The 26,754-nt window shown below is 67.1% G+C and carries 25 protein-coding genes; 11 read left to right on the forward strand and 14 right to left on the reverse strand.

The annotated features are described in order from the left end of the window. Window positions 1-11: 11 nt before the first annotated feature. A complete protein-coding gene (locus OHQ90_RS02625) occupies window positions 12-2,615 on the reverse strand; it encodes a LuxR C-terminal-related transcriptional regulator (RefSeq protein WP_328406968.1) in 2,604 nt (867 codons plus the stop codon). A gap of 147 nt (window positions 2,616-2,762) precedes the next feature. Beyond that, window positions 2,763-4,052 (reverse strand): adenylosuccinate synthase, encoded by a 1,290-nt coding sequence (locus OHQ90_RS02630; RefSeq protein WP_328406969.1) that lies wholly within the window; start codon window positions 4,050-4,052, stop codon window positions 2,763-2,765. 287 nt (window positions 4,053-4,339) lie between these two features. Here OHQ90_RS02630 and OHQ90_RS02635 point away from each other — a divergent pair, with 287 nt between their 5' ends. Both OHQ90_RS02635 and OHQ90_RS02640 read left to right on the forward strand, forming a co-directional pair. Further along, on the forward strand, window positions 4,340-4,999 hold the full coding sequence (locus OHQ90_RS02635) for a hypothetical protein (RefSeq protein ID WP_328406970.1): 660 nt from the start codon (window positions 4,340-4,342) through the stop codon (window positions 4,997-4,999). Further along, entirely contained in the window at window positions 4,996-5,784 is a 789-nt protein-coding gene (locus tag OHQ90_RS02640) for a site-2 protease family protein (protein WP_328406972.1), read from the forward strand. Before OHQ90_RS02635 ends, OHQ90_RS02640 begins: the two co-directional genes overlap by 4 nt. A 313-nt stretch (window positions 5,785-6,097) precedes the next feature. Here the strand turns inward: OHQ90_RS02640 and OHQ90_RS02645 are convergent, their stop codons facing one another. Together OHQ90_RS02645 and OHQ90_RS02650 are read right to left on the reverse strand one after the other, a co-directional pair. After that, window positions 6,098-7,210: an FUSC family protein gene (locus OHQ90_RS02645; protein WP_328406973.1), complete on the reverse strand. Its 1,113-nt coding sequence runs from the start codon at window positions 7,208-7,210 to the stop codon at window positions 6,098-6,100. 43 nt (window positions 7,211-7,253) lie between these two features. After that, window positions 7,254-7,703 carry a DUF3151 domain-containing protein gene (locus OHQ90_RS02650; protein ID WP_328406975.1) on the reverse strand — a complete coding sequence of 150 codons (450 nt, stop codon included), beginning with the start codon at window positions 7,701-7,703 and terminating at the stop codon, window positions 7,254-7,256. A 140-nt stretch (window positions 7,704-7,843) separates the two neighbouring features. Between OHQ90_RS02650 and OHQ90_RS02655 the strand changes: the two genes are divergently transcribed. After that, entirely contained in the window at window positions 7,844-10,144 is a 2,301-nt protein-coding gene (locus tag OHQ90_RS02655) for an Rv0361 family membrane protein (RefSeq protein ID WP_328406976.1), read from the forward strand. A 78-nt stretch (window positions 10,145-10,222) separates the two neighbouring features. Further along, window positions 10,223-11,287: a fused (3R)-hydroxyacyl-ACP dehydratase subunits HadA/HadB gene (locus tag OHQ90_RS02660; protein WP_328406977.1), complete on the forward strand. Its 1,065-nt coding sequence runs from the start codon at window positions 10,223-10,225 to the stop codon at window positions 11,285-11,287. Window positions 11,288-11,309: 22 nt separating this feature from the next. Here OHQ90_RS02660 and OHQ90_RS02665 read toward each other — a convergent pair whose 3' ends face one another. Continuing rightward, entirely contained in the window at window positions 11,310-12,767 is a 1,458-nt protein-coding gene (locus OHQ90_RS02665; RefSeq protein WP_328406978.1) for a DUF4185 domain-containing protein, read from the reverse strand. Between the two features lie 175 nt (window positions 12,768-12,942). Further along, the gene (locus OHQ90_RS02670) at window positions 12,943-13,890 is read right to left on the reverse strand and encodes a quinone oxidoreductase family protein (RefSeq protein WP_328406979.1); all 948 of its coding nucleotides are present in this window, start codon (window positions 13,888-13,890) and stop codon (window positions 12,943-12,945) included. A gap of 88 nt (window positions 13,891-13,978) precedes the next feature. On the opposite strand from OHQ90_RS02670, the gene OHQ90_RS02675 reads away from it, so the two are divergent. Together OHQ90_RS02675 and OHQ90_RS02680 are read left to right on the forward strand one after the other, a co-directional pair. Further along, window positions 13,979-14,434: a MarR family winged helix-turn-helix transcriptional regulator gene (locus OHQ90_RS02675; protein ID WP_328406980.1), complete on the forward strand. Its 456-nt coding sequence runs from the start codon at window positions 13,979-13,981 to the stop codon at window positions 14,432-14,434. Window positions 14,435-14,576: 142 nt separating this feature from the next. Next, window positions 14,577-14,912, forward strand: a complete 336-nt coding sequence (locus OHQ90_RS02680) for an excalibur calcium-binding domain-containing protein (protein ID WP_328406981.1) — start codon at window positions 14,577-14,579, stop codon at window positions 14,910-14,912. Here the strand turns inward: OHQ90_RS02680 and OHQ90_RS02685 are convergent. Next, a complete protein-coding gene (locus OHQ90_RS02685) occupies window positions 14,906-16,024 on the reverse strand; it encodes a BTAD domain-containing putative transcriptional regulator (RefSeq protein ID WP_328406982.1) in 1,119 nt (372 codons plus the stop codon). The genes OHQ90_RS02680 and OHQ90_RS02685 overlap by 7 nt on opposite strands. Before the next feature lie 30 nt (window positions 16,025-16,054). Then, the gene (gene fbaA / locus OHQ90_RS02690; RefSeq protein ID WP_328412481.1) at window positions 16,055-17,089 is read right to left on the reverse strand and encodes a class II fructose-bisphosphate aldolase; all 1,035 of its coding nucleotides are present in this window, start codon (window positions 17,087-17,089) and stop codon (window positions 16,055-16,057) included. A gap of 616 nt (window positions 17,090-17,705) precedes the next feature. On the opposite strand from fbaA, the gene OHQ90_RS02695 reads away from it, so the two are divergent. Together OHQ90_RS02695 and OHQ90_RS02700 are read left to right on the forward strand one after the other, a co-directional pair. Beyond that, window positions 17,706-18,356, forward strand: a complete 651-nt coding sequence (locus tag OHQ90_RS02695; protein WP_328412483.1) for a DedA family protein — start codon at window positions 17,706-17,708, stop codon at window positions 18,354-18,356. Window positions 18,357-18,375: 19 nt separating this feature from the next. Continuing rightward, on the forward strand, window positions 18,376-19,059 hold the full coding sequence (locus OHQ90_RS02700) for a DedA family protein (RefSeq protein ID WP_328406983.1): 684 nt from the start codon (window positions 18,376-18,378) through the stop codon (window positions 19,057-19,059). A gap of 51 nt (window positions 19,060-19,110) precedes the next feature. On the opposite strand, the gene OHQ90_RS02705 is transcribed toward OHQ90_RS02700, so the two are convergent. The 3 genes from OHQ90_RS02705 to OHQ90_RS02715 all read right to left on the reverse strand — a co-directional run bounded on the left by OHQ90_RS02705 (window position 19,111) and on the right by OHQ90_RS02715 (window position 21,407). Then, complete coding sequence (locus OHQ90_RS02705; RefSeq protein ID WP_328412485.1) at window positions 19,111-20,199, reverse strand: glycoside hydrolase family 76 protein; 1,089 nt, start codon at window positions 20,197-20,199, stop codon at window positions 19,111-19,113. Window positions 20,200-20,331: 132 nt separating this feature from the next. Continuing rightward, window positions 20,332-21,018 (reverse strand): TrmH family RNA methyltransferase, encoded by a 687-nt coding sequence (locus tag OHQ90_RS02710; RefSeq protein ID WP_328406984.1) that lies wholly within the window; start codon window positions 21,016-21,018, stop codon window positions 20,332-20,334. Window positions 21,019-21,077: 59 nt separating this feature from the next. Further along, window positions 21,078-21,407 carry a DUF4190 domain-containing protein gene (locus tag OHQ90_RS02715; protein WP_328406985.1) on the reverse strand — a complete coding sequence of 110 codons (330 nt, stop codon included), beginning with the start codon at window positions 21,405-21,407 and terminating at the stop codon, window positions 21,078-21,080. Between the two features lie 91 nt (window positions 21,408-21,498). Here OHQ90_RS02715 and OHQ90_RS02720 point away from each other — a divergent pair, with 91 nt between their 5' ends. The 3 genes from OHQ90_RS02720 (at window position 21,499) to OHQ90_RS02730 (ending at window position 24,206) form a co-directional block, all read left to right on the forward strand. Continuing rightward, window positions 21,499-22,875, forward strand: coding sequence for a sensor histidine kinase (locus tag OHQ90_RS02720; protein ID WP_328406986.1), 1,377 nt, complete (start codon window positions 21,499-21,501; stop codon window positions 22,873-22,875). Then, a complete protein-coding gene (locus OHQ90_RS02725) occupies window positions 22,872-23,540 on the forward strand; it encodes a response regulator transcription factor (protein WP_328406987.1) in 669 nt (222 codons plus the stop codon). Before OHQ90_RS02720 ends, OHQ90_RS02725 begins: the two co-directional genes overlap by 4 nt. 219 nt (window positions 23,541-23,759) lie before the next feature. Next, on the forward strand, window positions 23,760-24,206 hold the full coding sequence (locus OHQ90_RS02730; RefSeq protein WP_328406988.1) for a DUF3592 domain-containing protein: 447 nt from the start codon (window positions 23,760-23,762) through the stop codon (window positions 24,204-24,206). A gap of 1 nt (window position 24,207) precedes the next feature. Here OHQ90_RS02730 and OHQ90_RS02735 read toward each other — a convergent pair whose 3' ends face one another. From OHQ90_RS02735 to pyrE, 3 genes are all read right to left on the reverse strand, one after another. After that, entirely contained in the window at window positions 24,208-24,915 is a 708-nt protein-coding gene (locus OHQ90_RS02735; RefSeq protein ID WP_328412487.1) for a lysoplasmalogenase, read from the reverse strand. Window positions 24,916-24,946: 31 nt separating this feature from the next. Continuing rightward, window positions 24,947-26,011, reverse strand: a complete 1,065-nt coding sequence (locus OHQ90_RS02740; RefSeq protein WP_328406989.1) for a beta-ketoacyl-ACP synthase 3 — start codon at window positions 26,009-26,011, stop codon at window positions 24,947-24,949. A 149-nt stretch (window positions 26,012-26,160) separates the two neighbouring features. Further along, window positions 26,161-26,739 (reverse strand): orotate phosphoribosyltransferase, encoded by a 579-nt coding sequence (gene pyrE, locus OHQ90_RS02745; RefSeq protein WP_328406990.1) that lies wholly within the window; start codon window positions 26,737-26,739, stop codon window positions 26,161-26,163. Window positions 26,740-26,754: the final 15 nt, after the last annotated feature.

Below are 26,754 nucleotides of genomic sequence, written 5' to 3' on the forward strand. Positions count from 1 at the left end.
CGTATGCCGCGTCAGCCGGAGCCCGAGTCGCCTCGCATCAGCGCGCCCAGCGACTCCCGGTCGGTGACGTCCATTTTGATGCAGGCGCGATAGAGATGGCCTTCGACGGTGCGCACCGAGACGGTGAGGCGGTCGGCGATTTGCCGGTTGGACAGGCCCGCCGCAACGAGATTCGCGATTTCGCGTTCCCGAGAGGTGAGTGGCAGCGGCTGGGCAGCCTGACGCAGCGCCGGGGTGCTCGCCCCACCGCAGGCGGCGGACAGTCGGTTTGCCGCCGCGGCGGACTCCAGCAGACGGCGGCGATCGCCGCCACGTTCGTGCGCGGAAGCGGCTTGGGCGGCAGCGTCCGCGGCCGAGAGCAGCGCGCCGATCTGCTCGAATTCGGCCGACGCCGCATCGAGCCCCGGCCCGTCGTGGGCGGCGAGCGCGACCGCGTGCTTGGCCTGTGCCTGCACCAGCCTGCCGTCGATTTTGGCTGCCAGATCGGCGAGTCTGCCCGCGACCGAATGATCGCCGAACCGGGCGGCCACGTGCAGCGCCATCGCCTCGATGGCGTGCTGATGCGACCGGGCGGCGGCGTCGGCCGCGCCCATCGCCGATCGGATGGCCGGGGTGACAGTGCCTTCGGCGGCGGCCATGCAGGCCTTGGCGATCTCCAGCTGCGGGTCGTACACCGCGCTGTGTCTGCCACCGCGCGCGGTGACCTCGGCAATGGTCTCGGCCGCCTCGGCGGTGCGACCGAGCGCCGAATATGCCTCCGCCAAGCGGATTCTCGCGGGGATCATCCAGGCCGCCGCGCCCTCCATCGAGAGGGCGGCCACCGCTTGTTCGAGATGCTCGATGCCGTCGAGGAATTGACCTTTGGCCACGTCGACGGTGCCCTGCAGAATCTTCGACATGCCCCACGCCAGATACTGGCCCGGCGCGGAATAGCCGAAATATGCCGCGGCGCAACGCCGCGCGGCTTCCAGGTCGCCGGTCAAGGTCAGCGCGAGCACCTCGGCGTGTGTCGAAATGAACCGGTTGAGCCCATCGATGTGGGATTCCACCTGGTGCCCGCGTGTCGCGTACTGCCGGGCGGCCTCACCTTTGCCCATCAGTGCCAGGGCAAGTCCACCGCCGAACGACGCCCACCACACCGCCCACGGCGGCGATCCTGCGGCCGACATCACGGATTCGGCATCGGTGAACGCATCGTCGAGCCGGTTCTCATTGACCGCGCACGCCGAGGCGAGTCCGGTGAGCGTAGCCACGATTTTCGGATGCTTCGCCCTGGCCCGGATCGACGCGAGCACCTCGTCGGCGCGATCGGCATCACCAACGGCCCACAGCAGATTCGAGACCCGAGTGCTGCCCCAACGCGCCAGCTGCACTTCGTTCAGCTGATCGGGATCGAACGTGGCGAGGGTACGTTCGGCCTCGATGCGGTGACCCTGCCAGAGCAGCGCCCGCGCGAGCAGATCCGCCGCCTCGACACCGCCCTGGCGTTCCACCGCCGCCCTGGCGAAACGCTCACCGAGCGGCAGGTTCGCCAGCCCGATCGCATCCGCCGCCGCCGCCTCGAACAGCTCGAGATCGGCGGATTTATCGCTGTCCAAGGCCAATTCGGCCAGCCGGATGCGGTCGGCGGCGGAATTGATGCGCCGCTCCTTGAGCGAGGAGTACAGCCGTCCACGCAGCCTGCGGGCCGAGGCGATGCCGAGCCTGCGCCGGATCACCTCACCGAACAGCGGGTGGTTGTAGCGCACGATCAGTTGGTGCGAGTTCGCGACAACCCTGATCACACCACGGTTTTCGGCAGCCTCGACGGCTTCCTCACCGGCCAGCTCGGCAAGCACGTCGAGGTCGATCGGCTCACAGAAGGTGAGCAACTCGAGCACCCGCAGCACCGGCTCCGGCAGTTGCTCGACCCGATCCTCCAGCAGCGCGGCCAATTCCGAGGTGACCGCGGCCCGGCCGCGCAGCTGCCACACGCCGTTGACCTGACGCAGCGTGCCCGCCTCGATCGCGCCCTCCACCAAATGCCTGAGAAACAGGGCATTTCCGCCGGAGGACTCCCACATGAGGTTGGCGGTGAAGCCCTCCAACTGCCCACCGAGCATGGACTCGACCAGGTCGACGCTCTGGCGCTGGGTGAACGGGCTCAGGTCGATGCGCAGCAGATGGCCGTCTTTCCACAGCGAGGTGACCGCGTCGGGAACCGGCACCCCGCTGCGGACCGTCGCCACGATATAAGCGGCCTTATCGATGGCAAGCTGCAGCAGCAGCGTGGCCGACAGTTGGTCGAGCAGGTGTGCGTCGTCGACGCCGATGATCGTGTGCCCGTCCGCGAGCAGCGCTTCCCGCGCCGCGGACATGAACGTCACCGGATCACGGGCTGTATAGACCCCGACCATGTGCGCGAAGACGCCCAGCGGGATGCTCCGCGCCGATTCGGTGCCCGCCACCCATCGAATATTGCCCCCGATGGCGGCCGTCGCCTGTCTCGCCAGCGTCGTCTTGCCCACCCCGGCGTCGCCGGTGAGCACCGTGCCGACATAGTCGGTACCACTGAGCGCTGCGCGAATCGCCTCGAACTCGGTCTCGCGCTCGATCATCGGCCAATTCCGAGCCATGCCCTAACTGTAGTTCTTCACCGATCATGATCGAAGCCAACGAACGATGAACTGCCACAGCAATTCAGACGGTTTCTGTCCCTAGTCGGCGCGGGCGGACAAAGTCAGCCCACACCGCGCCGAACCGATTACAGACCGGCCAGCCGCTCAGGCCAACACGTCGTGGCGGACAATGGTCTGATCACGACCCGGGCCGACACCGATGCACGAAATACGTGCACCGGAGAGTTCCTCCAACCGCAGCACGTATGCCTGCGCGTTGGCGGGCAGCTCCTCGAACGTCTTGGCCTGCGAAATATCTTCCCACCAGCCGGGCATTTCTTCGTAAATCGGCTTGGCGTGATGGAATTCGGTCTGCGTGGTCGGCATCTGCTCGACCCGCTCGCCGTCGATCTCATAGGCGACGCAGATCGGCACGGTCTCCAGGCTGGAGAGCACATCGAGCTTGGTGAGGAAGAAGTCGGTAACGCCGTTGACCCGGGTCGCGTAGCGGGCGATGACCGCATCGAACCAGCCGCAACGGCGGGCCCGGCCGGTGGTCACGCCGACCTCGCCGCCCTGCTTGGCCAGGAACTCACCGTAGTTGTCGAACAGCTCGGTCGGGAACGGGCCCGAGCCGACGCGGGTGGTGTAGCACTTGAGGATGCCGAGCACCGTGTTGATCTTGTTGGGCCCGACGCCCGCGCCGACGGCAGCGCCGCCCGAGGTCGGGTTGGACGAGGTCACGTACGGGTAAGTGCCGTGGTCGACATCGAGCAAGGTGCCTTGCGAACCCTCGAGCAGCACGGTCTCACCCCGTTCCAGGGCTAGATTCAGCTGCAGTCGGGTGTCGGCGATGCGGTGGGAGAAACTCTCCGCCTGCTCCAGCACCTCGTCGACAACCTGCTGCGGATCGAGCGCGCGACGGTTGTAGATCTTCACCAGAACCTGGTTCTTGAACTCCAGGGCCGCTTCGACCTTCTGGGTGAGGATCTTCTCGTCGAGTACGTCGGCGACCCGGACGCCGACCCTCGCAACCTTGTCCTGATAGCACGGGCCGATGCCGCGACCGGTGGTGCCGATCTTCTTGTTGCCGAGGAAGCGCTCGGTGACCTTATCGATGGCCACGTGGTACGGCATGATCAGGTGCGCGTCGGCCGAGAGCAGCAGACCCGAGGTGTCGACGCCGCGCTCCTCCAGTCCGGCCAGCTCCGCGAGCAGCACGCCGGGATCGACGACGACGCCGTTGCCGATGACATTGGTCACGCCGGGGGTGAGGATGCCGGAGGGAATCAGGTGCAGCGCGAACTTATCGCCGTTGGGCAACACCACGGTATGGCCGGCGTTATTGCCGCCCTGGTACCGGACGACCCATTGCAACCTGCCACCGAGCAGATCGGTCGCTTTGCCCTTACCTTCGTCGCCCCATTGGGCGCCGATCAGGACGATTGCCGGCATTGTCTCGTCTCCTACGGTTCGACGCGCAACACCCCGGGGGATGGCAGCCGACGGAGTCGGCGGGGCGGGAAAAGCCCAGTGTTGCAGCTACCTGCCGTATTGAGGCGGTGGCCGGAAGCACAGTCTAGCCGAAGCACCGACGGCGGCGGCGAACCGGTTCAGCCCGTAGGCTTGGCGACCGTGTCTCCAAAGCCGTACGCGGCTAGGGTGACACCCGAAGCGGACCAAAAGCAGGGGGTTCGCGGAAACCGACGGTCGTCGGCCGGACCAGGAGGGTGTACCGCAGTTTGAGTACCCACGTTCTCCGTTGCGACGGCGCACCGGTACCCATCGCTCTCGCGTCGTTACCGAACTCCCAGACCTCTGCCATTCCGGATACCGGCCACATCGATGAGCTGCTGCCCGTGCTCGCCGCCGACAGCCTGCCCCGGCTGATCGTGCTCGGCGCCGATGCCGCACTCGCCGCAGTACTGACCCACTTGATGCGGACCGAACGGTTGCACGTGGAGATCGGTTACGTGCCGGTCGACAAGACCTACGGCTCCCGCGCCTACCAGACCGGCACCGGCAATGCGGCGGCCAAGCAGGCACTGAAGGGCAGAGCGAAGGAAACGCCGCTGATCCGCGACGACACCGGCACCGTGCTGGTCGGTCGCGCGACGATCACCGGCCCCGGCGGCGACAAGCTGGAGGGCGAGGCCTACGTGGACGACACCTTACTGTTCTCCGGCGCAGTGAAGGCCATGCACATTTCGCCGATGCTGGAGATGCCCGGCGTTCGCGCTGCCGTCCGCAGGGGCATACGCAAGCGCCGCTGGGTGACGGGCCGTGCCGCCCAGCTCGGCACCCCCGGTGCGGTGGTGACCCGTGACGGCATCGCCAACGACCGCGTCGTACCGCGCTCGACGTTCTATCGACATCACGAACCCTGGCTATTGGTCCGATGAACCGTTCGTTCCCCAAGGGTCGGCGCTCCGGTCTCGGCGCAGTCCGGCCGAGCCCTATCTTCCTGCTCGTCGTCGCGATCACCGTGGCAGGCGGCGTCTTGGCCTGGGGCGCCGAACTCGATTCGACGCGGGCGAAGTTCGGCGTGTTCGTGTTGGTGCTGTTCGGCTGGATCATCACCGTCTGCCTGCACGAGTTCGCACACGCCTTCACGGCATGGCGGGCGGGCGACAACGAGGTCGAGCTGCGCGGCTACCTCACGCTGAATCCACTCAAATACAGCCACCCGCTGCTGTCGATCGTGCTGCCGATGGTGTTCATCGCACTCGGCGGCATCGGCCTGCCCGGTGGCGCGGTCTACGTGCGAGCAGCCGACTTCAGCCCGCGCACCCAGCGACTCATCAGCGGCGCAGGGCCTGCGACGAACGCGTTCTGCGCGGTCGTGCTGCTGGTGATCGTGCGCCTGCTCGGCAGCGCGCAGTCCCATCCCGCGTTCTGGTACGGGCTCAGCTTCCTGGCGTTCCTGCAAGTCACCGCAGCGCTTTTGAACATCCTGCCGATCCCGGGAACCGACGGCTACGGGATTCTCGAGCCGTCGCTGAGCTATCAGACCCGGCGTTCGCTCGACCAGTTCAAGCCGTTCGGCATGCTGATCCTGTTCGCGCTGCTTTTCACGCCTGAAATCAACAGGGTGTTCTTCGACTCGGTCTATGCCTTGTACGAATTGTCCGGCGTCCCATCCGACTGGTCGCGTTTCGGCAGTTTCCTGACTCGCTTCTGGACCTGACGCTCGGGGCCGAGCATGCGCCCCGCGATCGACCGCGCAGATCGCCCGGTCCGAATGCCAGGACCGGGCGACCGATCTCCGCCGACCGCGGCGCGCCCGGCCACCACACCGAATGGCCTGTTGAGCGTGCACAGTCGTGCGAAGTGGTGCACCGCAACACCCCTCGTACTGCGGTTACCACTACACGCTATGACCGGCAGTGCGCGCCGAACGCGAGTAGCGGACTACTCCAAGATCAGCATTCGGACACCAGGCGGATGGTGCGGCACGCTCGCAGATCGATCGAATGTCCGAAATCCGCTGAGTAGTCCGGTCATTCCGCCGGCGGCACGTGGGGGTGCGGCACCGTCGGCGGCAACAGTGCCATGGCGGAAATACGCTGCATGCCGCACACCTGCATGAGGTCGACCACCATCGAACGCACCTGCGCGAACACCACGTGTGCCGAAAGCCCAGCACCCGCGACGAGTTCCGGCCGCGCACTCTTGGCGACCGAGCGCAGCACCCGCGCCGCCTCGGCCTGGTCGGGCTGATCGCCCGGGTCGGCGAGCATCATCCGACGCACCACATCGACGGCCTGCGCGAGTCGCTCGACCAGGTCGATCAGCCGCGGGTCGAGGATTTCGTCGTCCTGCACCAGCGTGAGCGAACGGCGCAGCAGCACCCTGGTGTTGCGGATCGCGTTGTCCAGCGGGTCGGCGGTGGCCCGGATGCGTTCCAGGCGCGTGCGCGAATTCCAGTACAGCGGCGAGATCCTGCTGATCTCCCTGCCGCCCTCCAGGGTTGAGCGCAAACCATCGATCTGCGGCTGCGTCGCGCGGGCCGAGTCCAGTACCGCGCGGATCTTGTCCGGGTCTTGCTCGAGCAGACCGTCCGCGCATTCGGTGAGCGATTTGCCCATCACCGCAAGAACTTCCGCGGCCTGCTCGCGGGCCCTGCGCACCGGATGCAAAGGAATCGACGCGACGACGACCACGCCCACCAGCCCGCCGACCAACGCGTCGATCATGCGCGAGAAACCACCGCCCGCCGAAGGCGGCAACAACGTCGCGACCAGCACAGCGGAGCTGGCGGCCTGCATGGAGATGATCGAGCCACCGTCGAGGAACACCGTCGCCGCCATCGCGACGGCCACCACCAGAGCGATCTGCCAGACCCCGGTGCCCGCGCGGGTGATGAACAGATCGCCGATGCCGATGCCGACCGCGACGCCGACCACCAGCTCCACCGACCGGCGCAGCCGGGCGCCGAAGGAGATGCCGATCGACACCACGGCCGCGGTCGGTGCGAAGAACGGAATTTTATGGCCGATGACGTTGTGCGCGATAAACCAGGCAAGCGCGGCGCCGACAGCACACTGGACGATCGGCAGCGCGGACAGTCGCAGCCGCCGCCAGGAGCTGTGCAGCCGGTCCATACTGCTCATCCGCGCAACGTCCACGCGGGAGTTCAGGTCGAACAACTACGACTCAGTCCAGGCCGAGCTCGGACGCGGCACGCGGGTCACAGTCCTCCAGCAGATCCAGGCAGCGAGCGTATTCCTCGGTCTCGCCGATCGCACGCGCCGCCTTGGCCAGCGCGCCGACGCACCGCAGGAAGCCCTGGTTGGGTTCGTGGCTCCACGGCACCGGCCCGAAACCCTTCCACCCGTTGCGGCGCAACAGGTCGAGGCCGCGGTGGTAGCCGGTGCGGGCGAAGGCGTACGCGGCGACGATGTCGTGATTGACCACCGCCGCGGCGTCGTCGCTGCCACCCCGGGCCAGCGCGGCCTCCGCGAGGTGGGCCCACGCGATCGAGGCCGCGGGATGGGCGGCCGCGACCTGTACGGGGTCGACCTTGTCGAGCAAGGCCTCCTCCGCTTCGGAGTTTTCGGGCAGGAGTACCGGTTGCGGTCCGAGCAGGTCACCGAACGAGGTCATGTGGATCATTGTGCACCCGGTGGGGCGAAGTGCGGCGACGGGGGAATCACCAGCGACGGGCAGACGCCGCGACGGACCAGTAAAGACGGACTACCTCCGGGTGCGCCCATTAGGCTGACCGTCGAGTTCAACAGTTCCGCGTGAGCGAGGGGTATCAGTTGTCCGACCCGAACGACAAGAAGAACCCGGCGCAAGGTAGCGCCGGTGCCGCCGACCAGGCCGCGGACGCCGCGCGCCCGGACGCGCCCGCGGAACGGACATCCGCCTCGGATACCGCGCAGAGCGGCACAACCGCCGCACCGACCAAGCCCCTGTCCACCAAGGCTGCCGAGAAGCAGTCGGGAACCTCGGCTCGAACGGATACCTCCGGTACGTCGGGCAAGTCCGGCACGTCCGAAGGATCCGATGGCGTGCAGGACGCCGACGCCGCCACGACATCGGCCGCCGCGGCAACGTCTGCGCCGCCCGTCGGGACACCGGCCGCAGCAACCCCCGCGACACCGTCCGTGCCGTCCGCCGGAACACAATCCGCACCAACCACCGCGACACCATCTGTGCCGTCCGCCGGAACACAATCCGCACCAACTGTTGAGACACCGTCCGTGCCGTCCGCTGCGAAAGCGGCCACACCAAACCCCGCACCGGCCGCTGCAACGTCCGACCGACCTGGCGCTCCGACGCCGGGCGGGCCCGGCAAGCCTGCCGACCCAACTCCGGAAACCACACCCATCCCGTCTGCTTCCAGCAAGTCTGCGGACGCGAACCCGAAATCCGAGCCGGAGACGACACCGATCAAGTCGGGCGAATCCGCGTCGGGCCAGGCGGCGGGCGAATCCGCGTCGGGGAAGACCGCAGACGAGTCCACTTCCGGCAAAGCCGCGAGCGAACCCGCTTCCAGCACTGCGTCTTCCGGTGCAGCGTCGGGCACAGCGGCGTCGGGCGCACCCGACGCGGAGACGGTTCCCGGCCGTCCGATCCAATCCGTGTCTACCGCAGGCACGAACACCGCAGAGTCCGCCGAAGCCGACGGCCCCGTCACAGCAGGCGCCGCGAAGTCCACCTCCGAGGTCGCCGGCGGTGGCAGTGCCGGCGGCGGAGCTGACGACCGAACCACCGTTATCCGAGGCAACAGCTCGGCGAGCCGGACGTCGGCCGACGCCGCCGCCGGCCCCGATGCGGAAACCGCGGTGATCAAGCGTGACACCTCGGCGAGTCGATCAGGGCCCGATGCCGCGACAACCGATGAGGCACAACGCGCGGCCGCTGCGGCGGAACTGGCCGATTCCAGCGCGGCGACCGTTGTGATGCGCAGGGCGACCCCCGCGAACAAGCCCGCTGACGGCGACGCGTCCTCCGACGCACCCGCGGATATCGCGGCCGCCGATGCCAAGACCGTCTCCTTGCCGACGGCAACCCCGGCAGCCGACAAATCGGCGACCGACAAACCACAGGACGCCGGTCCCGACGAGCCGAATATCGCCGGCGCCGACGCGCAGACCGTCGCGATGCGGGTCGTCCCCAACCCGGCCGACGATGCCAAGACCACGGCGATACCGATCCAGAAGCGCGCCGACAGCGACGCGACCCAGCGGATGCAGACTCCAGGAGCCGGTAGGAAACCCGGCACCGACCGCGTCACGTCGCCATCCGGTCGTCCGGCCCCGATCACCCGGCCGCCGAGCACGCCTCGGCCCGCGTCCGGCCCGAAACAACCTGCAGCGCAAGGTTCTTCGGCACCACCGCAGAACGCACCCGGCACGCCGCCGACCGAGCAGACCCAACCGTCGCCACCGCGTCCGATCGCCACCCCTCGACAGGTCAACTCGGCGCCGTCACCGGCGGATATGCAGGTGACCCGCCCGGGGCAGTCGCTGTCCGGCCCGCCCGCGGCCCCGCGCCCGCCGCAACCGCGCCAGATCGCCTCGCCGCAGCGCATCACGCCACCCGCTCAGCCGCAGCCGGCCCCGGCTGCCGCCGAGCCAGTAGCGCCGGCCGGACGCTCGAAGCGTTGGCCCACCTCGATGCTTGCCGCGGCGGCGCTCGTCGTTGTGGCGCTCATCACGTTGGCGGTGGTGCTCATCAGCAATTCCCGCAACAACACTCCAGAGGCCAAGGTCCGTAGCGCCATCTCTGATTACACCCAGGCCTTGAAGACCGGCGACCTGACAACGCTGCAGGACACCACATGCGGTCCGCTGCACGATTTCTACAAGAACATCCCGACCGATCAATTCGAGGGTGTGCACCAATTGTCGGTGGAGCGCAAGAACATTCCGGTGGTGGACAGCGTCGACGCGATCCGGATCACCGACAACACCGCGATCGCGCAGGCCACCGTCTATACCGAGGCGGATCGCGCCAAGCGGTCGGCGCGGACCTTCGATCTGGAACGCACCGACGATGGCTGGAAGGTCTGCGATCCACCGACCGCGACGCCATAGCAGGGCCGAGCCAAGGCGGTGCCGGACGTCACATTGACCTGGTCAAGGGACCGGTTGACAAGTAGCATGGCCCGGATCATGGGCACGGAACAGACAATCGCACACCCGGAATCGGATGTTGTGGCGCAGACACCGACGCAGGCTGGACGACGATTCCGCAGCCGCGACCATTACGTAGTAGGCCGAGAGAAGGTCCGCGAGTTCGCGCGCGCCGTCCAGGCCCAGCACGGCGCGCACCTGCGGGAGCCCGATGCGCGCAAGCTGGGCTATGACGGCATCATCGCGCCGCCGACCTTTTCCTCGGTCATCGGCATCACCGCGACAAGGGCGCTGCTCGATTCGGTACTCACCGAGTACGACCTCTCCCAGATCCTGCAGACCGACCAGGTCTTCGAGATCGTGCGGCCGATCCTCGCGGGCGACCGGCTCACCACCGAGATCGTGATCGAATCGATCCGGCAGTTCGGTGACAACGATTTCATCCTGGTCGGCTTCGCGCTGACCGACCAGCACGGCGCGGTCGTGCAGACCGGATCGACCACGATCGTCGCGCGCCGCGGCGTCGAGGTCGACGCGAATATCGCCGAGACGGTGGAGAGCATCGTGATGCACGCCGTCCCGCTGACCACCCCCGCGGCGGCCAAGAGCTCACTCATCTCCCTCGACACCGACGACGACGACGAGCCTGCCCGCCTCTCGTCGCCGAGCGCGCTCGTGCTCAGCCTGCCCGACTTCGACCAGCTGTCGGTCGGCGATCAGCTCCCGGCCGGTAGCGCCGAGGTGACTCGTGGCGACCTGGCCAACTATGCGGGCGTCTCGGGTGATCCCAACCCGATCCACTTCAGCGAGCAGGCCGCAACGCTGGCCGGGCTGCCCACTGTGGTGGCGCACGGGATGCTCACCATGGGTCTTGCCTCCGGCTACCTGACCTCGTGGGTCGGTGATCCGACCGCGATCGAGAAGTTCAGCGTGCGGTTCTCCGGGTTCGTTCCGGTGACGAGCGATGCGCCGAGCACGATCGAATTCACCGGCAAGATCAAGTCCTTGAATCCGGCGCGGCGGACCGCGACGGTCGTGATGGCGGGCACTTCGGAGGGGCGCAAGCTCTTCGGGCGCGCCATTGCCGAGATCCGATTCGCCTGAGAAGCAGGACTGTTCGCGCGAATCACTCCACCGTGGCGTGCATCAGATAGACGTTGTAGTCACTCCAGGTCGAAACATTGAGGTACAGGTCCGAACCCGAGGACCACGGGTGGATGAAGCCGCCGTAGAGCTCCGGGTAGGCCCGCGCCGTCACCGTCGGCGTGCTCTCGGACCACTCCCCCTGCGGTGAATCCGATTCGCGGATAACAACGGCCGCCTTCGCCGTCTCGAGATAGCTCATCTGCCAGATATTTCGTGCGGCGTCGAAGCGGACCGACAACTCACCGGCCGGCGCATCGACAATCGGAGTGGCGGCGGCGAATCCACCGACCGGTGTCCACTGTCCGTCACGCCAATACTGATACGCGGTGGTGTTGAGGATCTGGTCCTTCGGCACCCTGGCCAGGCCGACCGCGCCGAGGCGGGTGTTGGGCGTGCCGAACACGTAGACGTGGTCGCCGTGCGGCACCATCGCACTGACCTGGAAGTTCGCGAGGCCGAAGATGTTGTCCCAGCGCGCGTACGGGTCCTTGGTCCAGGTTTGGCCGTGATCGTCGGAGTAGGCGATGCCGCCGTAGTTGGTGAAGAAGGTGCCCGGGATGCTGTTCCAGGTGCGAATTGCCATGTAGCTCAGGTACTGCCGGTCACCGATGGCGAACCCGGAGGTCGGAATCGTGGTCACCTCGACATTGTCGAGCTTGCGACTGGACAGTACTTCGGCTGCGTGGCAACGATCGTCGGTCACCATCCGGTCGTAGGTCATGCCGTCGGAGAGATCCCGATCGGTGCTGAAGGCCAGCACATTGCTGCGCCAGTCCGTGCCCATCCCGCCGGGCGGGTGGAACCCGCGCCCGACCGTGTCACCGAAGGCGGTCGCGATCTCCCCCGGTGCGCTCTCCCACATGATGCCGAGGTCGGTCCCGTCCACCTGCCACCGCTTGTCGGTGCGGTTGACCGAGTTCGCACCGGTCTGCTTGGCCACCTCGCGCACCGCACCGACTCGCGGCGCCCGCAGCTGCGGTGTTTGCGCGGCGGGTTCGGTCGGCGGATCGACCCGAGCGGGCCGCGGCTGCACGGACCCCGGTTGCGGTCCTGGTCCGGGAACCGCGAAGTGGAAAGGCTTGAGGCTCAACAGAATTTCCGGAATCCCGAGCCGACTGGCCAGACCGGGTGGCGGCACCGGCCCGTCGGTGAGATCCGGACACGGGTTGGTGCACGGATCGGCGGGCAGTTCCATCACGACCCGCTTGGGCGCAGGCTCCGGCAGTTGCGGCGGAAGCACAGTGACCACCGGATACGGAATCGGCACCTCGATCGTTTTCGGCACCAGCGGCTCATGGGTGGCCATCGGATCGCCCACGCACGGCCCGACTCCCACCGCATTCACCTCGGGCACCGCCACAGCAGCCCGCTCAGCGCACACCAACACCCCCGCCGCCACCACGACAGCACCGAGTACAGCCACCAGTCGCCCAGCCATAGCCACCCCTCGACATCCCTCGGAGTACCCGCCACCAGCGAACGACCATACCCGGCACACCCGATCGGACATGCGCGACTTTCCGATCACCGAAGGTATTTGCGCCAGGCAGCGCAGTTACCGATCCAGCACGGGACACGCGATGGTGAGTCCCGGCCGGATCGGCGACCGGGACTCACCCGATGTGGACGATGCTCTTGCCTCGGGTCGCTCCGCCTGCCAGGTGGGCGATCGCGGTCTCGACGTCGGCGAGGGCGTATTCGGCGGTGATGTCGATGCGCACCGACCCGTCGGCGACCAGGGTCATGGCGCGGGCGGCGCTGTCGGCCAACCGCTTCGGGTTGATCTGGCCGGCCAGGTTGCTGTTATAGGTCAGCAGCGACTGGCCTTGCATCAGCAGATCATTGGCCGACACCGTGACCGGTTCGAAGGTGGCGATGTTGCCGTAAACCACGATCCGGCCGTGCGGCGCCAACCGCGCCAGATTCGCGACGCGAGTTGCGCCGCCGATCGGATCGAGGATCGCATCGAACTTCTCCTCGCCCAGCGCATCGGGGAACTCTTCCCGCACGAACACCTCGTGGTAGCCGAGCTGGCGCGCGTAATCGACCTGTCCCGCATTGCCGACCACCCCGACGATCCGCTCCGCACCCGCGAGCGCGGCGAACTGCCCGGCCAGCGAGCCGACACCACCGGCGGCGGCATGGATCAGGACACTGTCCCCGGCCCGCACCCCGGCAACCGAGTTGATCAGGTCGTAGGCGGTCGGCACGACCCACCCGAACCCCGCGGCATCGCGCAGGCCGACCCCGGCGGCGTTGATCGCCAGCACGGCCGGCGCGATCACCACCTCGGCGTAACCGCCCCCGCCGATCAGCGCGATCACCTGCTCGCCGATCCGCGTCTCGTCCACGCCGTCGCCGACCGCGACGATCAAACCAGCCGCTTCGAAGCCCGGCACGAACGGGCGCGGGATCGGGAAATGCCCCGCACGTACCAGCACGTCACCGTACTGCACCCCCGCGTAGGCGACCTGGATCGCGACCTCGCCCGGCCCGGGCACCGGCTCAGCCACCTCGGTTATGCGGAATTGGTCATCGGTGCCCAGAACAACAGCCTTCATCACATTCAACCTTCTGTGTCAACTCAGTATCCTGATACTCAGAACTAAAGCATTATCAGGTAACTGAGTCAACTTAGGGAGTTGTGACATGGTGGACGTGCCCGTCGGGGAATACGTGTGCACCCGGATCCGTCGCGCCGAGCAGGCGCTGATGGCGCACCACGAAGCGGTGCTGCGCGGCTACGGGCTGACCATGACCCAGTACACGGTGCTACTGACCCTGTCCCGGGAGGACAGCATGTCCGGCGCCCAGCTGGCCCGCGCGTGCGGAGTCACCCAGCAGAGCATGGCCACCGTGTTGACCGGGATGCAGAACAAGGGGGTCATCGATCGCAAACCGTCTCCCCTGCATGCGAAAGTCATGATCGCCAGTCTCACCCCGGCCGGCCTCGACCTGCTCGATCACGCCTATCAGGAAGTCATCGTGCTCGAACGCGCTCTGACCGACCGATTCACCTCCGACGAGCACAAGCTGTTGTGCGAATTCCTCGACCGCGCCACCGCCGCCCTCATCGAGCAGACACCCACCGCCCACACCAACTGACAATCCCACCCGCCACGGACCGGTGGGGAAATCCGCTGTCCGCCAGCGTGTGAGAACTCCTGGCCCCGCAGACCTACCCGGCCACTGACGCCCCGACCGAATAATCAGGCGCAGACACCGGGTTCGGCGCAGGATGGAAGGCGTGAACATCTCACTGAACCACCGCCACGGGCTCGCCACATTCGGCGTTGCCTGTCTGCTGGCGGCCGGGTCGGCGCTCATGCCGACCGCCGCTGCCGATCCACCGCAGGCCGCCGCCATATCCGGGCCGCAAGATTCGCATCCGATACCGAGCTATCGGCCGGGGCCGAAAGGGAACAATGTGCCGCCGCCGAAGGAGCCGGCGCCGGAGCACCCCTGGTACTACGCGAACTGCGATCAGGCACGGGCCGAGGGCAGGCTGCCGTTGTATCGGGGGATGCCGGGGTATGCGCCGTATCTCGACCCGGATGGCGACGGGGTCGCCTGCGACTACTGAACGGCCTGGAAGACCAGGAGGGTGGTGCCGATTCGGATGATGTCGGCATCGGCCAGCAGGGCGCCGGTCTCGATCGGCTCGTCGTTGACGAAGACGCCGTTGGCCGAATGCAGGTCCTTGATCAGCAGGCCGGCCCGGCTCGGCATGATGTGCGCGTGGTAGCGGCTGGCCTTGGGGTCCTCGAGCACCAGGTCGTTGTCGGTCATCCGGCCGATCCGCAAACCGCCGTGGCCGATCACGAGCGCCCGGCCGTCGGCCATCCGCAGCTGGCCGCTGCGCACCGCACGCGGCATCTCGGTGACCGTCTCGGTCATCGCCGCGGCCATTCGCTCCGTGCGCTTGAGTTCGGCCGTGCTGAGCGGTTCCTGACGCAACACCCGCTGCTCGAGATCGACCACCATCGGGCCGGGATCGATACCGAGCTCCTCGGCCAGCACCGCGCGCACCCGGCGGCAGGCGTCGAGCGCGTCGGCCTGCCGACCGGACAGGTATAGCGCGGTGATCAACTGCCCCCACAGCGGCTCCCGCAACGGATGCTCCGTCGTCATGGCAACCAGCTCACCGATCACCGAAGAAGCACGTCCACAGGCGATTTCGGCATCGATGCGTGCCGCGGCGGCCTGCAGCCGCTCCTCGTCCATCGCGGTGGCGAAACCGTCGGCGAACTGCAGCCCGGCCAGATCGGCCAGCGCGCGACCACTCCACTCACGCAGCGCGGTGCCGAACAACTGCGCGGCGCCGGTGTGATCGCCGACCTCCGCACAGCGTGCACCCGCATCCCGTGCCGCCTCGAAACGGCCGAGATCGCAAGCCTCCTCGGCGATTTCGAGGCGATAGCCCGATGATTCGGTGCGTAACACCGTGGCCGGATCCACACCCGAATTACGCAGTGCCTTACGGATATTCGAGACGAACACCTGCAGGCTCGCGGCGTAGGAATCGGGCGGATCCTCGTTCCACACCATGTCGGCCAACGCGGCAGAGGCCACCGCGCGCCGCCGATTCACAGTGAGCGCGGCAAGCAGCGCCCGCGGCTTGGGCCCGCCGACTGCCACCGGCTCACCACCGACGAGCAGCCGAACGGGCCCGAGCACACGCACATCAAGACTCATGAGCTGGGAGCCCCCGGGGGGTCGAGCGGGTCAGGCGCTGATCGACCGTCCCGCGGACTTCAGATCATTGCACGCCTCGAGAACGCGCGCCGCCATGGCGGACTCGGCCTTCTTCAGGTAGCTGCGCGGGTCGTAGACCTTTTTGTTGCCGACCTCGCCGTCGATCTTGAGCACACCGTCGTAGTTGGCGAACATGTGACCGGCGACCGGACGGGTGAAGGCGTACTGGGTGTCGGTGTCGACGTTCATCTTGACGACGCCGTACCGCAGCGAGTCGTCGATCTCCGACTTCAGCGAGCCCGATCCGCCGTGGAAGACGAAGTCGAAGGGCTGCGCGTCGGCGGCGAGACCGAGCTTGGCGGCGGCCACCCGCTGGCCCTCGGCCAGCACCTCGGGCTTGAGCACCACGTTGCCCGGCTTGTAGACACCGTGCACATTGCCGAAGGTCGCGGCGAGCAGGTACTTGCCGTTCTCGCCTGCGCCGAGCGCGTCGATGGTCTTCTGGAAGTCCTCGGGCGAGGTGTAGAGCTTGTCGTTGATCTCGGCCTCGACACCGTCTTCTTCGCCGCCGACGACGCCGATCTCCGCCTCGAGGATGATGTTCGCCTGGGCGCACGCCTTGAGCAGCTCCTTGGCGATCTCCAGGTTCTCGTCGATCGGGATCGCGGAGCCGTCCCACATGTGCGACTGGAACAGCGGGTTCTGCCCCGCGTTCACCCGCTCCTGGGAGATGGCGATCAGCGGGCGCACGAAGGTGTCCAGCTTGTCCTTGGGGCAGTGGTCGGTGTGCAGCGCGATGGTCACGTCGTAGCGCGCAGCGATCACGTGCGCGAACTCGGCCAGCGCGACCGCGCCGACGACCATGTCCTTGACACCCTGGCCGGAGGCGAATTCCGCACCACCGGTGGAGAACTGGATGATGCCGTCACTACCCGCGTCGGCGAAGCCCTTGATGGCCGCGTTGACGGTCTCGGAGGAGGTGCAGTTGATGGCAGGGAAGGCAAAGGAGTTCGCTTTGGCCCTACCGAGCATCTCGGCGTAGACCTCCGGAGTCGCGATGGGCACTGTGAAGACCTCCGTGTTGTGCGGCAATAGACAATTCTGTCAGGCCACAGCGTAGGCCAGCGACGTTTCGCGCTGTTTCACGGGCAAGACAATGCGTCCCGAGGGCCCATTCCCGGCCCACAACCACGGAGCGAGTCTTACGAGCGACCGTTCGCGGCCCGTCTCGCGGCCGAGTGGCCGAAGTGCATGCGCCGCAGGCGCGAGTCTCGGCCGCTCGGCCGCGAGACCAAGGGGGCCGCGAACACGCAGCGCCGCAGGTGCTGCAGATTCGATCCCCACCACCACGGAGCGAGTCTTACGAGCGACCGTTCGCGGCCCGTCTCGCGGCCGAGTGGCCGAAGTGCATGCGCCGCAGGCGCGAGTCTCGGCCGCTCGGCCGCGAGACCAAGGGGGCCGCGAACACGCAGCGCCGCAGGTGCTGCAGATTCGATACAGCATTCTCAGTTGAACCCGGTACTGTGGGCCGCGTAATTGCGCTGGCAGCTACCGACGCGGTGACACAACCCGCGTGACGATTAGCAAGTTGGCCAGCCGTACCCGGACAGGAGGCCGCGTGATTCTGCTCGCAGCGACAGAATCGGTAAGCAATGTTGCGCTGACCCAGCTGTTGGATCCGATGCATTTGCTCACCGATACGTGGCTGAAGAACGCGGTTCTTCCAGCAATTCTGGTCATCGTCTTCATCGAGACCGGGCTGCTGTTCCCGATCCTGCCCGGCGATTCGCTGCTGTTCACCGGCGGTCTGCTCGCCGCGCAGACACCGAATCCGGTATCGATCTGGGTCCTGGTGCCCGCCGTTGCGATCACCGCGTTTGCGGGTGATCAGTGCGCGTACTGGATAGGCCGGGCCATCGGTCCCGCGCTGTTCCAGAAGGAAGACAGCCGGTTCTTCAAGAAGCATTACGTCACGCAGACGCATGAATTCTTCGAGAAGCACGGGCCCAAGACGATCATCCTGGCGCGGTTCGTGCCGATCGTTCGTACTTTCATGCCGGTGCTGGCGGGCGTTTCCAAGATGGACTACCGCAAGTACGTCGCCTTCGACATCGTCGGCGCCATCCTGTGGGGCGGCGGCGTAACGGTGCTCGGCTACTTCCTGGGCAATGTCGGCGTCATCAAGGACCACGTCGAGGCGATCTTCCTGCTCATCGTGCTGATCTCGGTGCTGCCCGGCATCTTCGCGGTGGCGAAGCGACTGCTGAACAAGGACGAGGCGCCCCGGCCCGACACCGAGTTGGCTGCCTCGGCGAACGAGCCAACCCACTGAGCCGGTGTCCATTGCACCGTTGCCCCTAGCAGTGGGCAATTTCGATCCGCTGACCTCGGCGGGCCCCGCGCTCGTCTGGACGGTGGTGCTGACCTTCGTTTTCATCGAGTGCGCGGTGATCATCGGGCTGTTCCTGCCCGGCGACTCGATGCTGATCACCGCGGGCATCGTGATGGCGGGGCACGCCACCGGCGAGACCCAGGTGTGGGCGCTCTCGGTGGGCACCATGCTCGCCGCCATCGCGGGCAACCAGGTGGGTTATGTCATCGGGCACCGCACCGGCCACCATTTGGTCGCGCGGAAGAACGGCAGGTACATCAACACCCGCAATCTGCAACGGGTCACCGAGTTGTTGCAGAAGCACGGGTTCCTCGCGGTGCTGATCGCCCGCTGGATTCCGTGGGTCCGCACGCTGTGCCCGATGGTCGCGGGCGCGGCCGGGATGAACCACCGCAAATACACCGCGGCGAGCACGGTCGGCGCGATCATCTGGGCACCGGTACTGCTGCTCATCGGCTATTACGCGGGCAGTTTCCTGGAGCGGGTGCCGTGGTTGATGCCCGGCGTCATCGGCACGCTCGTGGTCGGATTGATCATCGGGACGGTGCTCGGTATCCGGCACTACCGGCAGGAAATGCGCAAGCCCGCCGAGGACTTCGATCTCGAATCCGCTCCCGCGGGCATGCTCGAGTCCGAGGGCTGAGCCCCGATCCGAGCAGTCCTGCGCCGGCCGAGCCGCAGACAAGGCAGCCGTCTAGAGCCCGGCAGCGCTGACCTGGTAGGCGGCCTCCATCAACAACCATCCCGATAGCTGCACCGACAAATCCCGCTCGGGGACCCGCGACGAGGTCACCGAACCACCCGCGGTGAAATGCCCGGCACCGGAGCTGCCACCAGGCAACTGGGCCGGTTTGCTCCAGTCGTGACCGAACAGCGGCTCCCCCTCGACATCGAGCCGGTTCGCCCAGGCCGCGGCGGCCGAGGCCCGCACGATCGCGGCCGCGTCACGCCGGGCGGCGACCTGCTCGCGATCGTCACCGGGCAACATCAGCGCGACCACCGCGAGGTAGCGGGCCAGAATCCCGTTGAACAGCCCGCCGTCACCGCCACCACCACCGTTGATCACACCGCGGGTGGTCAGGTGCTCCTCGACCGCGGTGAGCAGCCGGTGCACGCGTTCGGCGTGCCTCGGCTCGCCGGTGTGCACCGCAAGCTCGGTCTCCAAACCGAGCACCACGCCCTGGCAATAGCTGAACACCGGGCGCTCGATTTCGCCGGAGGGCAAATGGATTCCGTCGAGGATCAGGCCGGTCTCCGGATCGCGCAGCATCTCGTCGAGCCAGTCGGCCATCTCCTGGGCCCGCGCGTGCCTGCCCAGGCGCAGCAGCGCGATACCCGCAGGGCCGTTGGCCGGTGCGTTGAAGTAGTCCGATCGCTTGCGCCACGGGATGCCGCCGCCGCGGGCCGGATCCCACGCGCCGTACAGCTCCTTCTCCAGCGCCACGAGTGCGCGGCGCGTCTCGGTGATGCCCTGGGTGCGCTCGGCGCGTTCCAGCGCGATGGCGAGCCAGGCCATGTCGTCGTAATAGCTATTGGTCCAGCCGGTGATGTTACGGATGCGGTGGGAGCGCGTGATCGCACCGATACGTTGACGGCGGGCCGGGGTCGGCACCCGGTTGGCCGCGTCCGTCGCGCAGTCGATCAGATGCGCCTGCCACCAGTAGTGCCAGGAGGCGAAGGTGCGCTCGCGCATGGTCGCAGGCCAGCCGACCACGCCCAATTCCGTTCCGGGACAAGCCCACAGTGCGCGCAAGTGCCGGGAGACAATCGCGGACTCCGCCATGTCGGCGCGCTCCGACCACACCGCGGGCGTCGGCGCCGCTCTATCCCCACCCGTGCCCTGCCCGGTATGCGGGCTCCGCGATGTCATAGATCAATGGTGCCAGTTGGACGCCGGTTTTTACGCCTGTTTTCGTTACCAAGCTGAGGCCAAATCGGCATGTTGACAGATCCACGCATGCATTGCGATTCCCGCCGCGACGCCGGCATTGATACTGCGGGTCGAACCGAACTGGGCGATCGAGACCGTCATGACCGCCGCGTCCTTCGCATGCTGGGTGACGCCGGGGCCTTCCTGCCCGAAAAGCAGCAGGCAGCGGCGCGGCAGCACCGCGGTTTCCAGCGGCACCGAGCCAGGCGTGTTGTCCACCGCGACCACCGTGAGATCCGCGCGCGCGGCGTAGGCGAGCAGCTCGGCCATATCGGTGTGATGCTCGATGTGCTGGTAACGGTCGGTGACCATGGCGCCGCGGCGATTCCACCGCCGCCTGCCGACGATGTGCACAGCGGCCGCGGCAAAGGCGTTCGCGGTGCGCACCACGGTGCCGATATTCGCGTCGTGCCCGAAGTTTTCGATGGCCACATGGAAAGGGTGCCTGCGCCGGTCGATATCGGCGATGATGGCCTCGCGCGTCCAATAGCGGTAGGCGTCGACCACATTGCGGCGGTCGCCGCCCGCGAGCAGCTCCTTGTCGAAGCGCGGATCCTCCGGCGGCGGTTCGGTGTGCTCGTCGGCCCACGGGCCGACACCGTGCGGATGCTCGCCCCACTCGGTGGGTCCTGGCGGCTCCTGCTCCGAGGTGCCCGACACTGGGTCATTCACTCGGATGATGCTAATTCCGGTCGCGACACCGCCGTCACACGAGGCGGATGCGCGCGGGCTCAATAGCTCGAGCTGGTGAGCGCGCCGGCGATACCGAGAACCACGAAGAACACCACGAACAGCAAGCCGACGATGATCATCACCGAACCGATGATGCCGCACACGTAGCCGACCATGACATTGTTGCGTCCGCCCATCGCGCCGCCCGACGCGTCGATCTCGTTGAGCGCCCTCTTGCCCATCACCCACGCGAACGGTCCGAGCACCTGGCAGAACGCCAGACCGAGGACACCGAGAATCAAGATCAGGGTGGCCTGCGGATGTTCCTGCGGCGGGCCATAGCCATAGGGTGAATAGCCGTACTGCGGCGGTGGTGGCGGGTAGCTCATGCGTGGATGGTAGTTAGGTGTAGCTGGCTACACCATCCATTCGGCGGACAGCTCCATCGAATCCCACGGCCACGACGACAACCATGGAGCCATGACCGAGACAGACACCGATCCGACCATCGTGCTGGCCGTGCCGACCGGACCCCCCGGCCGATCCGCCGCCCAGCAAGTGCTTCGCGCGGTGCTACGGGCGCCGATCGAGGCGCGGACCTGGAAGGAATTCGCCTACGTCTTCACGGTTTTCGTGCTCGGCTGCGTCGCCATCGCCTATGTGATCTTCGGCTTCCTCGGCGGGCTGTTCGCCTCGATCTTCATCATCGGGTTATGGGTGCTCGCACTGGTATTCCTGGGCGGGCGGACCTGGGGCCGGGTCTATCGCGCACTATGCAAGGACCTGCTCGGCACACCGGTCGTCGCACCGCCACGCTTCGCGCCGCAGCCGGGGCTGTTCGGATTCTTGAAGAGCGCGTTCACCGATCGGGCCTGCTGGCGGGCCATCCTCTTCCTCTTCGCCCAAGCCGTGCTCGGCGTCTTCGTCGGCTATTTCGTGCTCATCGTGATAGCCGCGGTGCTGTTCACAGCGATCTCGCCGATTCCGTGGGTGCTGTTCCACCCGACGAATGTCGACGACAACGGCGTCGAGCATCATTCGCTCACGCAGTTCGGTTCTTTCTATATCGACACCTGGCCCAAGGTGCTGCTGTTCTCGGCGATCGGCATCCTCGGTTGCTTCGCTTTGCCGTGGCTGTTGCGTGGCACCTGTCTGCTGCACCGAGCGCTCACGGTCACGTTGCTCGCCGCGACGGCGCGCGATACCCAGGTCGCCGAACTACAGGCGAGCCGGAGGGCCGCGGTCGAGAATGCGGCGGACACGCTGCGCCGGGTGGAGCGGGATCTACACGACGGCACCCAGGCGCGCTTGGTCACCATCGCTATGGCCCTCGGGCGGGCCGAGGAGCGGCTGGCCGTGGGCGGCGACCCCGCCGATCTGATCGCCGACGCGCATGCCAGTTCCAAAGAGGGGTTGACCGAACTGCGCGAGCTTGTACGCGGAATCCATCCGCCCGCACTGGAACTCGGGTTGGCGCCGGCCCTGGAAACCCTGGCGGCGCGCTGCGCGGTTCCGGTGGAGCTGCGGGTTCATCTGCCGCAACGGCCGCACCCCGCCATCGAGGCGATCGCCTACTTCTCTGTTGCCGAACTGCTCACCAATGTGGTCAAACATGCCCATGCCGACCGCGTCTGGGTGTCGGTGGTGCCGACCGACATTCGAACCATCGCGGTCACCGTGCGCGACAACGGAATCGGCGGTGTACTGCTACCCATGGCGGGCGAACACACCGCGGGCAGCGGACTCACGGGCCTGGCGGCGCGAGCGCGCGCCGTCGACGGCACTCTCACCGTGCAGAGCCCGACGGGCGGACCCACCGCGGTGACCATCCTGCTACCGAAAGCCGGGCCGCAATGACCATGCCACCGTCCAGCACACCATTGCGCATCGTGATCGCCGAAGACAGCGCGATCCTGCGTGACGGACTCGCGAGCCTGCTCACCGAGCGCGGCCACGAAGTGGTCGCCATGGTCGGTGACGCGAGCACACTGAGCGACGTGGTCGGCACCCACAATCCCGATGTCGCCGTGGTGGACGTGCGCATGCCACCGTCCTTCACCGACGAGGGCCTGCTGGCCGCGATCGAGCTGCGCAGGAAGTACCCGATGACCGGGGTGCTGGTCTTCTCCCAGTGGATCGAAACCCGCTACGCCACCGAACTTCTCGCGGGCGGTGCCAACGGTGTCGGCTATCTGCTCAAGGATCGGGTCGCCGATGTACGCGACTTCATCGACGCATTGAACCGGGTGGCCACCGGTGGCACCGCCCTCGACCCCGAGGTGGTGAGTCAGTTGATGGGCGCATCCAGGCAGCAGGATTCGCTGGCCAGGCTCACGCCACGGGAACGGGAGGTCCTCGAACTGATGGCGCAGGGCCTGTCCAATAATGCGATCGCCGGGACGCTGACGGTCACCGAGCGTGCCGTGGAAAAGCACATCGGCAATATCTTCACCAAACTCGATCTGCCGCCGTCGGATACTCATCACCGCCGCGTGCTCGCGGTATTGCGCTTGAAAGGCTGATTGCCCGGGAGAGGCCGAAAACTCGGCAGGACCCGCCGAACGCGAACGGATCGGACCCACCGCACCTGGTCGGACCGCAGATCAGGGACCGACAAGGGCACCACCATCGAGGCGCCGCCGTCCTCGCCCGACCATCCGCCGAGTCTTGCCGAGGTGCGTTCACAGCCGAGCGCGGCGTCCTATCCTGGAGGTGGCAGGACAGTCGGGTGGAGGCTGGGTATGGACCACGCGCGCATCTTCCGCACGGTGCTCGGGGTAACCGCCGGGTACCTGATTCTGCTCGGGCTGTGGCTGGGCTGGCTATTGCCGCACACCCCGCCCGGAACCGAGCCCTATCAGATCATCGCGCTCGTCGGCCTGTTCGGATCGTGCGTCGGCATCGGGATGATGCTGGCCGTGCGTCCGTCGCGGGCGGATCGGCGGCTGTGGCGGCACGGCCTGGAGGGCTGGGCGACGATCGAGGGAGCGCATGCGCTACGCCCCACCGATCACCACACCGAGCTCACCGAATTCGACCTGGAACTCACCGTGCCCGGTTCCGAAAGTTACCGGGGGACCATTGTTTTCGACGTGACACCGGCCGACAAGCCGCGGCTCGCGGTCGGCGAGACCATCTCGATCCGAGTCGATCCACAGAACCGGGACCGCATCATTCTGGTCCTGTGACTCATTCCGATACTGCGACAGCCACTTTCGCGTGCGCTCTCGGGTCGGCGAGCAGGTACTGCGCGGCGGCATAGGTGGACAGAATGACGCCCTCGGTGACGCGACGAGATCGCTCGCCGCGCGCGAAGAGACGGCGCAGCACGATCAACCCGTCGGAAACGGTGAACAGCAGCGCACCGACACCGAGTCGGCTGCGCGGGTCGGCACCGGGGACATTCACTCCGGCAACGGTTTTTGCGTGCGGTGCCACATCGGGATCGGAGGCGAGCACGGCCGCGGTCCCCAAGGTCGCGCCATAGGCCGCCAGCGGCGCGGCGACACCGGGCGCTTTGGCCCGCAGCAGCGCGCCCGCACCGAGCCAGGCAATAAGACGCGGCACGGCCACCGCGGCGTGCGGTCGCCCACCGCGCCGCCACCACAGTGCCGAATACCCGGTCTGCATCACCGCGAACGACGAAGCACCCGCGATCAGCCGACGATCGTTGTCCGGATCGATCAACAGGACGTCCCCGACCGTCGCGGCCCCCAGCGACCCGAGCAACAGGGCCCGGTCGGCGGGGTCCAGCTCCGCACCGTCGAGCGCGACGTCCGCCGCGAGCAGCGGCATCAGCAACGGTTTGGCGAGCCATTGGAGCTTCTCGCGCCCGGTGACAGCCCCGAAAACGGTGACCGCCGCCGCTACGAGGAAGCCTGCCCGGAACGGCCGCACACCCCACGACGGGCCCGGCGGCGGTAGCCGATCAGACACTGAAGCTCGGCTCGGTCGGAGCGGGCGGCAGCGTGACCACCTGGCCCGCGTAGCTCAGGCCGGCACCGAAGCCGAGCAGCAGGGCCGTCTGGCCGCCCTTGGCCTTACCGGTCACCAACATCTCTTCCATCGCGAGCGGGATCGACGCGGCGGAGGTGTTCCCGGTGTTCTCGATGTCGTTGGCCACCGGGATGTCGTCGGCGAGCCCGAGGTTCTTCTTCATCAGTTCATTGATGCGGGCGTTGGCCTGGTGCGGGATGAACACCTCGATGTCTTCCTTGGCGACACCGGACATCTCCAGTGCGGTGGACAGCGCACGCGGCAAAGTGACTGCCGCCCAACGGAATACCCGCGGGCCCTCCATCCGCAGCGACATCCGGCCGACCGGCTCGACAGCCGGGTCGGTGCCCTGCAAGGCCTGCGCCCGCTGCATGTACTCGAGAAAATCGACGTCCTGCGCGATCGCGGCCGCGTTCTCGCCGTCGCTGCCCCACACCGTCGGGGAGATGCCGTTCTCCTCGCTCGGACCGACCACCACAGCGCCCGCGCCGTCACCGAAGATCATCGCGGTGCCGCGGTCGGTCGGATCGAGTCCGACGGTCATCGTCTCGGCCCCGATCAGTAGCACGTAGTCGGCGGAACCAGCGCGGATCAGGTCGGCGGCGACACCGAGGCCGTAGCCGAAACCACCGCATCCGGAGGTCAGGTCGAAGGCCGCGATCCCGTTCATCCCCAGGTCGTTGGCGACCTTCGGGGCGCCGTGCGGGGTCAGCGTCAGCCAGCTGGAGGTAGCAAAGATCAAGGCGCCGATCTTCGAACGATCGATACCGCTGTTGACGATCGCGCGCTCGCCCGCTGCTGCGGCGATCGACTGCAGGGTCTCGTCACCGCTGATCCAGCGGCGATTGCGGACGCCGGTGCGCTCATAGATCCACTCGGGGGTCGAGTCGAGGACCTCGCACACCTCTTCATTGCTGACCACGCGTTGGGGGCGATAGGCACCGATTCCGAGCATCGCGACGTTCTCACGACTGTTGTTGACTGCAAGGCTCACCACAGGTAACCCACACGACCCTTCACTGTCTCCGACCGCCTCGCTGCGCTCGGCGTATGCGTTCCGTATATCGGGTCGCGGCGTTGCCTCGTTATCGGTCGCTCGTCGCTCCCAGCTCTGGTCCGAACCCGACCCGGGCCCGCAAACGCAGCTTAACCGAGGGCAAGATCCTTCAATCCGAGGATAGACCGGTACTCCAGCCCCTCGGCGGCGATGATCTGATCAGCCCCGGTTTCGCGGTCGACGACCGTCGCGACCCCGACCACCGTGGCACCGGCGTCGCGCAGCGCACGCACGGCGGTGAGCGGGGAGTTTCCGGTAGTGGTTGTGTCTTCGACAACCAGTACTCGCTTGCCGACGATGTCCGGGCCCTCGATCTGGCGCTGCATGCCGTGCGTCTTGGCGGCCTTGCGCACGACGAAGGCGTCGATCGGACGCCCCGGCGCATGCATCACGGCCAGCGCGACCGGGTCGGCGCCCATGGTCAGTCCGCCGACGGATTCGAAGTCCCAGTCGGCGACCAGCTCGCGCAGCAGCTTGCCGATCAGCGGTCCCGCGCTGTGGTGCAGGGTGGCGCGGCGCAGGTCGACGTAGTAGTCGGCCTCCTTGCCCGAAGACAAGGTCACGCGGCCGTGCACGACCGCCAGCTCGCGCACCAGCGCGGCCAACGTGTCGCGGTCGGACCCGGCGTCCTTGGTAACCGCGTCATTGCTTGTTGCCTGGTCGATCATGTCTGTGTTCCTTTC

This window comes from Nocardia sp. NBC_00403 (genome assembly GCF_036046055.1).
GTDB lineage: Bacteria > Actinomycetota > Actinomycetes > Mycobacteriales > Mycobacteriaceae > Nocardia.

What these genes read in the sequence shown, in the direction of transcription:
- OHQ90_RS02660 (WP_328406977.1), top strand. Translation starts at nt 10,223, where the DNA reads ATGGGCACGGAACAGACAATCGCACACCCGGAATCGGATGTTGTGGCG.
- OHQ90_RS02725 (WP_328406987.1), top strand. Translation starts at nt 22,872, where the DNA reads ATGACCATGCCACCGTCCAGCACACCATTGCGCATCGTGATCGCCGAA.
- OHQ90_RS02625 (WP_328406968.1), bottom strand. Translation starts at nt 2,615, where the DNA reads ATGGCTCGGAATTGGCCGATGATCGAGCGCGAGACCGAGTTCGAGGCG.
- OHQ90_RS02675 (WP_328406980.1), top strand. Translation starts at nt 13,979, where the DNA reads ATGGTGGACGTGCCCGTCGGGGAATACGTGTGCACCCGGATCCGTCGC.
- OHQ90_RS02715 (WP_328406985.1), bottom strand. Translation starts at nt 21,407, where the DNA reads ATGAGCTACCCGCCACCACCGCCGCAGTACGGCTATTCACCCTATGGC.
- OHQ90_RS02720 (WP_328406986.1), top strand. Translation starts at nt 21,499, where the DNA reads ATGACCGAGACAGACACCGATCCGACCATCGTGCTGGCCGTGCCGACC.
- OHQ90_RS02730 (WP_328406988.1), top strand. Translation starts at nt 23,760, where the DNA reads ATGGACCACGCGCGCATCTTCCGCACGGTGCTCGGGGTAACCGCCGGG.
- OHQ90_RS02685 (WP_328406982.1), bottom strand. Translation starts at nt 16,024, where the DNA reads ATGAGTCTTGATGTGCGTGTGCTCGGGCCCGTTCGGCTGCTCGTCGGT.
- pyrE (WP_328406990.1), bottom strand. Translation starts at nt 26,739, where the DNA reads ATGATCGACCAGGCAACAAGCAATGACGCGGTTACCAAGGACGCCGGG.
- OHQ90_RS02640 (WP_328406972.1), top strand. Translation starts at nt 4,996, where the DNA reads ATGAACCGTTCGTTCCCCAAGGGTCGGCGCTCCGGTCTCGGCGCAGTC.
- OHQ90_RS02650 (WP_328406975.1), bottom strand. Translation starts at nt 7,703, where the DNA reads ATGACCTCGTTCGGTGACCTGCTCGGACCGCAACCGGTACTCCTGCCC.
- OHQ90_RS02695 (WP_328412483.1), top strand. Translation starts at nt 17,706, where the DNA reads ATGCATTTGCTCACCGATACGTGGCTGAAGAACGCGGTTCTTCCAGCA.
- OHQ90_RS02630 (WP_328406969.1), bottom strand. Translation starts at nt 4,052, where the DNA reads ATGCCGGCAATCGTCCTGATCGGCGCCCAATGGGGCGACGAAGGTAAG.
- OHQ90_RS02665 (WP_328406978.1), bottom strand. Translation starts at nt 12,767, where the DNA reads ATGGCTGGGCGACTGGTGGCTGTACTCGGTGCTGTCGTGGTGGCGGCG.
- OHQ90_RS02670 (WP_328406979.1), bottom strand. Translation starts at nt 13,890, where the DNA reads ATGAAGGCTGTTGTTCTGGGCACCGATGACCAATTCCGCATAACCGAG.
- OHQ90_RS02705 (WP_328412485.1), bottom strand. Translation starts at nt 20,199, where the DNA reads ATGGCGGAGTCCGCGATTGTCTCCCGGCACTTGCGCGCACTGTGGGCT.
- OHQ90_RS02645 (WP_328406973.1), bottom strand. Translation starts at nt 7,210, where the DNA reads ATGAGCAGTATGGACCGGCTGCACAGCTCCTGGCGGCGGCTGCGACTG.